Raw genomic sequence first — 11,397 nt, 5'->3', positions numbered from 1 at the left:
TGCGCCGGTCCATGTCATGTCGCGCGATCCCGATATGGCGCTCAAGGAAGAGCTCGGCCTGCTGCGCCGTCACCCGGCCGGGGGAGACGTTCCGCCGTATCGCTCGCAATTTTCTTCCGGCACGCTGCCGGCTGCGCTTTGCGACTATATCGAAACGCGCCACGGCCCGGTGCGGGCCTGGGGGAAAGGGCTCGATCAGCCGGGAACGCCCCTCATCTATCTCCATGATCTGCCGGGCAGCTACGATTTGCACGCTGCCGAAATCGAAATCCTGGCGCAGTCGCGGCCGGTGCTGGCCTTCGATCTGGCCGGCAATGCCGAATCTCCGGCGGACGGAACGCCGGGGCAGGACATCTGGCTGGCCCAGATACAGGACGTTGTGGATATCCTGGGCTGGCCGGTGATCGAAATTCATGCCCAGGGAACCTCTGCCGCGCTGGCGCTCGGCTTCGCCCAACGCCATCCGGGGCGGGTGCCCCGGCTCGCGCTGCGCTCGCCGCCGCTGCTGACGGCGGAGGAGCGCATGCTGTTCGGCAAGCGATATGCACCCGATATCGAACCGGGCGACGACGGCGGCTATCTGCTGCGCCTGTGGCACCATTTGCGCGACCAGGAACTGTGGTATCCGTGGTTCGATCGCGGCCATGCGGCGCGCCGAACCAACGAGCCGCGCATCGATCCGGCCTGGCTCACCCGGCGCGCCATCGCCCTGCTCAAGCAACCCGGGCATTATGCCGGGATATGGCGGGATGTGCTCCGCCATGATGTCATGGCCATGCTTGCCGCCTCCCCGGTTCCCGTCGCGGTTTCCTTCGAGCCGGAAGACCTCTTCGCGCCCATCGCCGGGCGGATGGAACAGCGCTGACCGATCCCAATACCGTCCCCCTACTGGAGAATGTGATGTCGACCGAGGCCCCGATCTATACCCTGCCGGACATTCAGCGGCAGCCGCTGGAGGCGGTGCGGGCCTTGCAGGACGGGCTGCTCCGCCACATGGTGGAACTCTGCTACCACCACCATCCCTTCTACGCGCGGCGCATGCGCGACCATGGCCTGACCCCCGCCGATATCCAGACCACCCAGGATCTGGTCAAGCTCCCGCCATCCTCCAAGACCGACTTCCTGGCCGATCCGGAAGCGTTCCGGCTGCGGCCGGAGGGGCTACCGCTGACGGAAGGGACGCTGTGGAAGGTCATCTATACGACGGGTACGACGACCGGCCGCCCGGCACCGATCTTCGTGACCTCGCATGACCATTTCGCCTATCAGGACCTGTTTCGCACCCGCCAGGACCTGATCGGCCTTCGCAACACCGACCTCATCGCCAATCTCTTTCCGCTGACATCCTTCCCCATGGGCGCCTATTCCCGCGGCCCCGACGAGGCGGCGGCCGTGGGCGCGGCGATGCTGATCGCCAATACCGGGCGCGTGGACAGCTATTATCCAGTCAACCGCAGCGTCGACGAGGCGGTGGCGGCGGTCGCCCGCCACAAGGCGACGGTATTGTGGGGCGTGGCCGGTTTCGTGCGGCGCGTCCTGCTGCGCGCTGCCGAACTGGGGGCGGATTTCACCTCCGTGCGCATGGTGATGACCACCGGTGAAGCCGCCTCACCGGCGATGCGCGAGGATCTGCGTCTGCGCATGCGCAATCTCGACTGCGCCGACACGATTATCGTCAATCGCTACGGCTCCACCGAACAGGGCGGCACGATGATCGAATGCTGCGACGGCTCGGGCTTTCACAGCTCCATGCCCGACCAGGTCTTCCATGAAGTGGTCGACAATGACAGCGGCGCCCGGCTGGCCGATGGGGAGACCGGCATGCTGGCTATCACCCATCTCAACCGTCGCGGCACGGTGTTCCTGCGCTACAAGGTGGGGGACATGGGGGCGCTGGACCACGCCGCCTGCCCGCATTGCGGACGCACCTCGGTGCGCCTGTCGTCCAAGCCGGTGCGCACGGGTGACATCATCAAGATCAAGGGCGCCCTGGTCAATCTGGGCAGCCTCAAGGCCGAGCTCGACAAGATCACGACGCTGGAAGAATACCAGATCGTGGTGACGTCCGAATCGGCTACCGACCCCTTTTCGCCCGATGTGCTGCTGCTGCGCCTGGCCCCGGTTGCGAATGCCGGCGAGAGCATCGGCGCCGATATCGCCAATCTGGTCATGACGCTGACCAATCTGCGTCCGCAGATCGAGATCGCCAGACGCGACGATATCTTCGATCCGGTCGCCATGGCCAAGCCCAAGCGTATCGTCGATCTGCGACAGGGGCGATGACCGGCGGAGCGGCCGGCCTGTCGCTTGCCCGGCAAGATGGGGTCGCGACGATCTTCCTCGATCACCCCGAGCGCGCCAATGCCCTCGATCCCGCCGAGTTCCATGCCCTGGCCGAGTTGTTCACCGCCCTGGCGTGGGAGGGCGGGCTGCGGGCAATCGTGCTGACGGGGCGCGGGGAACGGGCTTTCTGTGCCGGGCTCAATCTGGCCAATGACGCGGCCATCCGGCAGGATCTGTCCTCGTCAGGGCCGACCGGCCTGGGCGCGGCCTTGCGCGCGGCGGCCAGGGTAGGCGTGCCGATCCTCGGGCGGATCAATGGCGCTTGCGTCGCCGGCGGCATGGGCCTTCTGGGCAGCTGCGACTATGCCATCGCCAGCACCGGGGCGCGGTTTGGATTACCAGAAATCACTCATGGTATTTATCCAGGCGTGGCCATGGCCGGCCTCTGGCGGCGCGGTGCTCCCGGCGTGGTGCGGAGGCTTGCGGACACCGGAGCGCTGATCGATGCGGATGCCGCGCTGGACGCCGGCCTCGTCGAGGAAATCTGCCCGCCCATGGAGCTCGACGACAGAATCGCCGCCGCGCTCAGTGGTCGCGTGCGAAAAAGTTTTCAGGTGCGGATGCAGCTCGATCCGATAGGAGTCGACCGGCGCATGGCGCAGGCGGAAGCCCGCACACGGCTTCAGTAGTCAACAGTTGACAGTTTAGGTCCGACTTTCTACGGTTGGCGCGACAGGAGGCAGCGATGGCCAGTACCGATTATCAATTCGATCCCACCAGCACGCGGGATGGCTATGGCGCCATCGACATCGTGGTGAACTTCTATACCCCGCAGGTAATAGCCGAAAAGCGCGTGCCAACGGATGAGAACTTCCGCGATCAGGTGCGCATGGCCGACGACCATCGCCGCGGCCTGACGTCTGAGCAATATATAGAGAAGATGGATCGTGCCGGCATCGAGCGCTCCCTGCTCATCGCCGCCCGCTGCGGCGACCGCCGCATGAGCACTTCCACCGAAATCCCCTACTCCTACGTGCACGAAGCCTGCCAGAAATACCCGCACCGCTATTCCGGCGTCGCCGGCATCAACCCGCTGCTGGGCATTTCGGGCCTCAAGGAGCTCGACCATGCGGTCAAGGACCTCGGCTTCGTGGCTGCCCATCTTTATCCGCACTGGTTCGGCCAGGCGCCGGACGCGGCCATCTACTATCCCTATTATGCGCGCTGCGCCGAACTCGGCATCCCGATCATGATGCAGGTGGGACATTGCCTGGTCTACCGGGACGATAACCGCCTCGCCACCGTGGCCAAGCCGATGCTGCTGGACCGGATCGCCATCGACTTCCCCGAACTCACCATCATCGGCATTCACCTGGGCTATCCCTGGACGGAGGAAATGATTTCTGTCGCCACCAAGCACAGGAATGTCTATATGGCAGGCGACGCCTATGCCCCCAAGCATTGGGGACAGTCAGCGGTGCATTTCGCTAATACCTTCGGACAGGACAAGTTCATGTTCGGCACCGATTGGTGGGTCATCGACCCGGAGCGGGCCGTCACAGAAGTCGATGATCTTGCATTCCGTGACCACGCCAAGCGGAAGATCATGCGGGACAACGCCCTGCGCGTCTTCAACCTGCCGGGGTAGGACGTTTCGCCGGCTCTGCTCGATAGGGCGGTAAAATGCCAGTAAACAGTTGACGTTGGCCATGGTAAGGTGACGGCGAAGAGTCGAGCCGGCCAGGAGCATGAATGAGCACTATACAGCCAATCGTGGGCGCTTCGCTGAGTTCCGAAGCGCTGGACATGGTGGTCGCGGCGATTACTTCGGGTGAATTCCAGCCCGGTGAACGCCTGTCCGAGGCGGAGCTGGCACGTCGGCTGGGGATCAGCCGCGGGCCGCTGCGGGAAGCGCTGGGGCGTCTGGAGGGGCGCCTCGTCACCCGTACGCCGCGCATCGGCGTCCGGGTGATCGAGTTGTCCAAGCGCAACCTCGAAGACCTCTTCTATACGCGCGAGGCGCTGGAAGGCATGGGCGCGCGCCTCGCCTGCGAGCGCATCTCGACGCAGGAGGTAGCGCGGCTGCGCGATTTGCTGAACAGCGATGGGCGGCAACCCGAGGTGGCGGCCGGCGAAGCCTATTCGCCACGCTCGACCGACGACGATTTCCACCTCTCGATCATCAAGGCTGCCCATTGCGAGCAGATCGAGCGGCTGCTGATGGATCAGATCTACTATCAGCTCCGCATCCATCGGCGTAAATCCAGCACCTTGCCGGGCCGCGCGCGGGCTGCCCTGATCGAGCATGAGAGCATCGTCGTGGCGCTGGAGGCCCGGGACCCCGACCAGGCGGAGAAGGCCATGCGGACCCATTTGCGCAATGCCCGGCTCAGCGCCATGGCGGCAGCGGAATAGAAACTGAAAACTGTTGACAGATTGGTCTGAACCCTCTTGAATCGGTGTGCGGCGCTGGTGCCGCACACGAGAATGGAGTGTGTCGTGGCCGAGAAGATCTGGGATGGAGTGATCCCCAAGGAGGAAGTCGAAGCCTATGAGGCGGCGGGCTTTGGCCGCTCGTCGGGCATTGGCGGCAAACCGGCGCTTCTGATCATCGATGTGCAGTATCGCACCGTCGGCACCGAACCCAGGCCCTTCGCAGAGTCGATCAAGGAATTTCCCACCTCCTGCGGGGAGGTGGGCTGGGCCGCGGTGGCGCAGATCGAAAAGCTGGTGGCCCAGTTCCGGGAAAAGGGCTGGCCGATCATCTATCCTTACGTCGCGCCCAAGGAAAATTTCGATACCGGCCGCCTGGCCGCCAAGGTCCCCGCACTGATGGGCGTAGCCGCCAAGGGCTATGAATTCGTTCCCCCCGTCGCGCCGCAGCCCGGCGACGTGCTGCTGCCCAAGCGTCACCCCAGCGCCTTTTTCGGTACGCCCCTGGTGAGTTATCTCGTCGAGCGCGGCATCGATACGCTGGTTGTCACCGGCTGCACCACCAGCGGCTGCGTGCGCGGCAGCGTGGTCGATGCCTTCGCCTATAACTACCGCGTACTGGTGCCCCATGACGCGGTCTATGACCGGTCCCCCACATCCCACCTGGTCAATCTCTTCGACATGGACGCCAAATATGCCGACGTCGTTTCGACCGACGAGGCCGTGGAGGCATTGCGCCAGATTTCCCCGGCGGCCTGAGTGGGGTCGAGCCAAGAAAAGGGCCCGGCGAACGCTGTTCGCCGGGCCCTTTTGCGATGGTCGCCCAGGTTTCAGAGCGGGGCGGCGATGGCCTTGGTCTCGAGATAGGCGTTGAACATGTCCTCGCCCTTTTCACGTCCCCAGCCCGATTGCCGGAAGCCGCCAAAGGGCAGTGCGCTGTCACCGACGAAGTGCCGGTTGATGCCAATAGTGCCGGCGCGCACACGGGCCGCCATTCTGTGCGCCAGCGAGAAATCCCTGGTGAAGATGCTGGCCGCCAATCCATAGGCGCTGCCATTGGCTTCGGCCGCGATGGCGTCGAGATCGTCGTCGTTGAAGCGCAAGGCGGAGAGCACCGGCCCGAAAACCTCTTCGCGCACGATGGTCGAATCCGGCGTCAGGCTCGCCAGAATGGTGGGCTTGTAGAAATAACCGCCTCCTTCGATAGCCTCGGCGCCCGTCACCACCGATGCGCCTTCGCGCACCGCATTCTCGGTCATGCCGGCCACGCGCTGCAGATGGGCCGCGGAAATCAAAGGCCCCATCTGGGTGGCGGGATCGAGGCCATAGCCGACACTCAGCTTGCCGGCCGCTTCGGCGACGCCTTCGAGCACACGGTCAAAGGCCTTTTCGTGTACATAGAGGCGTGAACCCGCCGTGCAGATCTGCCCGGCGCCCGAAAAGATGCCGGCGGCGATAGCGGGGATGGCGGCGGACAGATCGGCATCTGGAAAGACGATGACCGGGCTCTTGCCGCCCAATTCGCGGGTGACGCGCGTGAAGTTGGCCTGGGCCGCTGCCCCCGCGATGGCGCGGCCGACGGCGGTCGAGCCGGTAAAGGCAATCTTGTCGACATCGGGGTGGGCGGACAGGGCGGCGCCCACTTCCGCGCCACCCAAAACGACGTTGAACACGCCTTCGGGAATGCCGGCCTCGATTGCCAGCTCCGCCAGATAGATCGCGGAAAGCGGCGTCTGCTCGGCGGGCTTGAGAACGATGGTGCAGCCCGAGGCCAGGGCAGGGGCCAGCTTCCAGGCGGCCATCATCAGCGGGCCATTCCAGGGCACGATCTGTGCCACCACGCCCACCGGATCGCGCAGGGTATAGGCGTGCCACTCGCCAGGCGCGGAAACCGGAATGGTGCGACCGGTCAGCTTGGTCGGCCAGCCGGCGGCGTAGCGCAGCAGATCGACCGAGGTGCCGATATGGCCGATCTTGGCGGCGCCGATCGGCATGCCGTTATTGATCGATTCCAGCTCGGCCAGGACCTGGGTGTGCTCCTCGATGAGATCGGCGAATTTCCAGATCACGCGTGTGCGCATATTGGGCTTCATGCCGCGCCAAGGACCCGTGTCGAAAGCGGCGCGGGCCGCTGCCACGGCGCGGTCCACATCGGCCTGCGTGCCCAGCGGCACCCGGAGAAGTTCGATGCCCCGGCCCGGATCATGGACCGGGCTGGTCTTGTCGCCCTGGGAGGGAGCCACCTGCCCGGCGATGAAATGGCCAAGCGTGCGCGCCAGAAAGGCTTTCGTTTGCGGATGCAGCTCGAGAGCGGTCATGTTCACATCTCCGCGTGAAAGTCGATGATCTGGCGCACCGGGGCGCCGCCGTGGAGATTGGCGAAGCCCTCGTTGATCTGTTCGAGCTCGATGCGGCTGCTGATCAGGTGATCGAGCTTCAGGCGGCCCTGGCGATAGAAGTTCAGCAGGTTGGGAATATCGACGCGGAACTGGTTCGAGCCCATTGAGGAACCCTGGATCTTGCGGTCCTTGATGAACAGCGAGCCCTCGAATTCGAGCTTGGTGCCCGGCTTGAACATGCCGAGCAGTGTTGCGGTGCCACCCATGCGCAGCATGCGGAACGCCTGGTCCGCCGTCTGCTTGAGCCCCAGCGCCTCGAAGGAATAATGCACGCCGCCGCCGGTCATCTCCATGACCTCGCACACCGGATCCTGGTCGGTGGCGTTGATGACGTCGGTCGCGCCCAGCTCCCGGGCGAGCGCGAGCTTGCTGTCCAGCCGGTCGATGGCGATGATGCGGCCGGCGCCGGCCAGTTGCGCGCCGGAAATGACCGACAGGCCCACGCCACCGCAGCCGATGACCGCAACGGTGGAGCCGGGCTTGACCTTGGCGGCATGGACCACGGCGCCGACACCGGTCAGCACCCCGCAGCCGACCAGGGCCGCGCGGTCCAGCGGCAGGTCGCGGTCGATCTTCACCACCGCGTTTTCATGCACCAGCATTTGCTCGGCAAAGGCGGAAAGATTGGAGGACTGGTGGATGACCTGGCCGTTAAGCGACATGCGGCGCGCCACGCCGGCGGACAATTTGGGGCTTTCGGATTCGCAAAGGCTGGGATGGCCGGTAACACATTGCGGGCAGGTGCCGCAGAAGACCGACAGGCATCCCACGACATGGTCGCCGGGCTTGACATGGGTTACGTCCTCGCCCACCGCCTCGACGATGCCCGACGCCTCATGGCCGGGGATATAGGGCACGGGATGGGGGTATGTCCCATCGGCGAAATGCAGGTCCGAATGGCAGATGCCGGCATAGGCCGTGCGGATCAGAACCTCGCGGCTCTTAGGCTTCTCGATGGCGACATTTTCAATGGTCATGGGCTCGCCGGCCTGCCAGACAATCGCTGCTTTCATCTCATATCCTTCATTTCGCGAGCAGGCGGCGCCAGACATGCATTCTCCGGCAGGCCTGCAAGACCTGCTCATCGCGCATGTAGGCTAATAGCAAATCGGCTACATGTCTACTGTTGACAGTTTATTGGCGCCCTTCTAGGTTTGATGGCGAGAGCAAGGGGGAAAGTCCGCTCTGTCCTGCGCCTGGCGCTAGCCGACAGTATCATCACGATTCCCGCAGGAGGTGGAATGGCTGGCTTCATCATCAAGCGACTGCTGCAGTCGGTGCTGACCATTATCGGCGTGATCACCGCTGCCTTCTTCCTGACGCGGCTGGCCGGGGATCCGGCCATTCTGCTGCTGCCTCCCGAGGCCACCCCTGAGGATGCGGCGCAATTGCGGGCCGCGCTCGGCCTGGACCAGCCCCTGATCGTCCAGTATCTGCTGTTCATGGCCAAGGCCTTTACCGGCGATTTCGGCCTCTCCCTCCGCCAGGCTATCCCGGCCATGGATCTCGTGCTCGAGCGTATCCCGGCGACGCTGGAGCTGGCCCTGTCCTCCTTTGCCGTCGGCATCGGCCTGGCCTTCGTGCTGGGCATCCTGATGCGGATGACGCGTCACGGTTGGGTGCGCGACGTCATCACCTGGATCGCCCTGGGCCGCCAGGCCATCCCGATCTTTTCCTTCGGGCTGGTGATGATCCTGATCTTCTCCATCCAGCTCAAATGGCTGCCCTCTTACGGGCGAGGAACCTTTGCCCATCTCATCCTGCCGGCGCTGACCCTGGGTACCTATGAGCTTGCGCTTTACCTGCGCCTGTTCAACGCCTCCCTCTCGGCCGAGCAGCGCAACGACTATGTGCGCACGGCCTTCGCAAAGGGCCAGGGCCGCATCCAGGTGCTGCTCAGGCATATGCTGCCCAACGCCCTCCTACCACTGATAACGGTTGCCGGCATCAATCTGGGCATGCTGCTGGGCGGCACGGTCGTCACCGAAACGGTGTTCAGCTGGCCGGGCGTGGGCCGCCTGATCGTCCAGTCGGTCGCCCAGCGCGATTTCCCCGTTATCATCGCGGGTGTGTTCCTCATCTCGCTTGTTTTCGTCATCATCAATCTGATCGTGGATATTCTGTACGGCTTTCTCGATCCACGCGTGAGGCTCGCATGAAGGCCCGGATTTCCCTTTCCCAGGCGGTCGCCATCACGCTTCTGGCGCTGGTCGCCGTTCTGGTCGTCGTTGTTCCAATGCTGCCCGGCTATGCCCCTTATCACCAGGATCTGGGTGCGGCCCTGCTGCCCATCGGCGGGACGTCCTTCGATGGCCGCTTCTTTCTGCTGGGCACCGACACGCTCGGGCGCGACATGCTTTCGCGCCTCGCCCTCGCCGGGCAGGTCTCGACGCTGATCGGCCTCGGGGCGGTGGCGGTGAGCCTGGTTCTCGGCGTCGTGCTCGGTCTTGTCGCCGGCTATTTCCGCGGCCCGGTGGAGGTGTTCATCATGGGTCTGGCCGACCTGCAGCTCTCCATTCCCCGGGTGCTGCTGCTTATTGCGGTCACCGCCATCGTTGGGCCGAGCGTGGTCAATCTGGCCATCATCCTCGGGCTGTCGAGCTGGGTTGCATATGGCCGTGTGGCCCGCGGCATGACGCTGAGCCTGCGAGAGCGGGAATTCATCCTGTCCGCGCGGGTGCAGGGGGCGTCCGCCACCTGGAATATCCGCCAGCACCTGCTGCCCAACGTCTTGCCGCAAATGCTGATTGTGGGCTCCTATGAATTCGGCATGATCATCGTGCTCGAGGCGTCGCTGAGCTATCTCGGCCTGGGCGTGCAGCCACCTTTGCCCAGCTGGGGCATGATGGTGGCCGAAGGCCAGAACTATCTGGCCATGGCGCCCCACCTGGGCCTTCTGCCCAGTATCGCGCTGTTCATTCTTGTCGCTGGGTTCCAGTTCCTCTCCCAGACCTTCACCAAGGAAAACGATCTGGAGATGGTCGCATGACATCCGATGCCACGCCCGTCAAAACCATCCTCAGCGTGCGCGATCTGTCCATCGATGCCCAGGCTGCCGACGGCAGCCCGATCCATCTGGTTCAGAACGTGTCCTTCGACGTCTATGAGCATGAAGTGCTGGGCCTGGTCGGTGAATCAGGCTCGGGCAAGAGCCTCACCATGCTGGCCGTGCTCGGCCTGCTGAGCAGCGGCTTGCGCATCGTTTCGGGCAGCATCAGGCTGCGCGGGCAGGAATTGACGACGCTGTCCTTCGCTGAATTGCAGAAGGTCAGGGGCAAGGCGGTTTCCATCATCTTCCAGGACCCGCTGACCACGCTCAATCCGGTCTTGCGCATCGGCGCGCAGATCGCTGAGGCCGTGCGCCTGCATAATCCGGGAAAATCCAAGGCCGAAGTGCATGCCCGCGTCATCGAATTGCTGACCCTGGTGGGCATTCCCAATCCCGAGCGCCGCTTCAGCCAGTATCCCAATGAGTTCTCGGGCGGCATGCGCCAGCGCGTGGTCATTGCCATGGCCATGGCGAACGAGCCCGATCTGCTGATCGCCGACGAGCCGACCACCGCGCTCGACGTCACCATTCAGGCACAGGTGATGCAGGTGCTTGCCGAGGTGAGGGCGCGGACCGGCGCCGCCATGGTTCTGATCACCCACGATCTTGGGCTGGTATCGGAATATGCCGATCGCCTGGCCGTCATGTATTCGGGGCGGATCGTCGAGCAGGCACCGGGCGAGCAGCTTTTCAACGATCCCCGCCATCCCTATACCGCCGGCCTCATCGCCAGCCTGCCGCAGATCACCCACAAGGTGGCGGCGCTCTATTCCATCCCCGGCTTCGTCCCCGATCCGCGCAAGCGGCCGAGCGGCTGCCCCTTCCATCCCCGTTGCGCCATCGGCCAGAACCGACCGCAATGTTCGGGCACCAATCCGGTTCTGCACAGCACCGACGCGCATCGCGCCGTCGCCTGCCATTTTCCCGAGGAAACGCCTGCCTGGCTGAGCAACCAGCGCACCACCGACGCCGAGCCGGCCGAAACGGGCCCGGGCGGCTCGGAAGAAAATGGCAAGGTGGTGCTCAGCGTGAAGAACCTGCAGAAGGTCTTCCATATCGGCGGCGGGTTTTTCCGCAGCCACAAGCTTCATGCCTTGCGCGATATCTCTTTCGATCTCTTGGCCGGCAAGACGCTGGGGATCGTGGGCGAGTCAGGGTGTGGCAAGTCGACCCTGGCCCGGGTGCTGCTGCGGCTGGCCGATGCCAGCGGCGGCGATGTCTATCTCAATGGCA

Annotated in this window: 11 protein-coding genes; 9 read left to right on the top strand and 2 right to left on the bottom strand. The window is 64.3% G+C overall.

Translation table 11 applies throughout. From position 1 onward, the window contains the following. From VDP82_RS07475 to VDP82_RS07450, 6 genes are all read left to right on the top strand, one after another. On the top strand, window positions 1-865 hold an 865-nt coding region (locus VDP82_RS07475), incomplete at its 5' end, for an alpha/beta hydrolase (protein ID WP_323014227.1). A gap of 35 nt (window positions 866-900) precedes the next feature. Further along, entirely contained in the window at window positions 901-2,283 is a 1,383-nt protein-coding gene (locus VDP82_RS07470; protein ID WP_323014226.1) for a phenylacetate--CoA ligase family protein, read from the top strand. After that, the gene (locus tag VDP82_RS07465) at window positions 2,280-2,972 is read left to right on the top strand and encodes an enoyl-CoA hydratase/isomerase family protein (protein ID WP_323014225.1); all 693 of its coding nucleotides are present in this window, start codon (window positions 2,280-2,282) and stop codon (window positions 2,970-2,972) included. The genes VDP82_RS07470 and VDP82_RS07465 overlap by 4 nt, the downstream gene beginning before the upstream one ends. A gap of 56 nt (window positions 2,973-3,028) precedes the next feature. Then, on the top strand, window positions 3,029-3,931 hold the full coding sequence (locus VDP82_RS07460; RefSeq protein ID WP_323014224.1) for an amidohydrolase family protein: 903 nt from the start codon (window positions 3,029-3,031) through the stop codon (window positions 3,929-3,931). A gap of 104 nt (window positions 3,932-4,035) precedes the next feature. Further along, complete coding sequence (locus VDP82_RS07455) at window positions 4,036-4,698, top strand: GntR family transcriptional regulator (RefSeq protein ID WP_323014223.1); 663 nt, start codon at window positions 4,036-4,038, stop codon at window positions 4,696-4,698. A gap of 84 nt (window positions 4,699-4,782) precedes the next feature. Continuing rightward, a complete protein-coding gene (locus VDP82_RS07450) occupies window positions 4,783-5,475 on the top strand; it encodes an isochorismatase family protein (RefSeq protein ID WP_323014222.1) in 693 nt (230 codons plus the stop codon). 71 nt (window positions 5,476-5,546) lie between these two features. Here VDP82_RS07450 and VDP82_RS07445 read toward each other — a convergent pair whose 3' ends face one another. Together VDP82_RS07445 and VDP82_RS07440 are read right to left on the bottom strand one after the other, a co-directional pair. Then, window positions 5,547-7,034, bottom strand: a complete 1,488-nt coding sequence (locus VDP82_RS07445; protein ID WP_323014221.1) for an aldehyde dehydrogenase family protein — start codon at window positions 7,032-7,034, stop codon at window positions 5,547-5,549. A gap of 2 nt (window positions 7,035-7,036) precedes the next feature. Further along, the gene (locus VDP82_RS07440) at window positions 7,037-8,128 is read right to left on the bottom strand and encodes a Zn-dependent alcohol dehydrogenase (protein ID WP_323014220.1); all 1,092 of its coding nucleotides are present in this window, start codon (window positions 8,126-8,128) and stop codon (window positions 7,037-7,039) included. Window positions 8,129-8,356: 228 nt separating this feature from the next. Between VDP82_RS07440 and VDP82_RS07435 the strand changes: the two genes are divergently transcribed. From VDP82_RS07435 to VDP82_RS07425, 3 genes are all read left to right on the top strand, one after another. Continuing rightward, entirely contained in the window at window positions 8,357-9,274 is a 918-nt protein-coding gene (locus VDP82_RS07435; protein WP_323014219.1) for an ABC transporter permease, read from the top strand. Continuing rightward, window positions 9,271-10,104, top strand: a complete 834-nt coding sequence (locus VDP82_RS07430; protein WP_323014218.1) for an ABC transporter permease — start codon at window positions 9,271-9,273, stop codon at window positions 10,102-10,104. The genes VDP82_RS07435 and VDP82_RS07430 overlap by 4 nt, the downstream gene beginning before the upstream one ends. Next, on the top strand, window positions 10,101-11,397 hold a 1,297-nt coding region (locus VDP82_RS07425; RefSeq protein ID WP_323014217.1), incomplete at its 3' end, for an oligopeptide/dipeptide ABC transporter ATP-binding protein. The genes VDP82_RS07430 and VDP82_RS07425, both read left to right, overlap by 4 nt.

The sequence above is a fragment of the Devosia sp. genome (assembly GCF_034675085.1).
GTDB lineage: Bacteria > Pseudomonadota > Alphaproteobacteria > Rhizobiales > Devosiaceae > Devosia.
The sequence above is the reverse complement of the archived record's forward strand: the minus strand, read 5'-3'. Positions and strand labels throughout refer to the sequence as shown.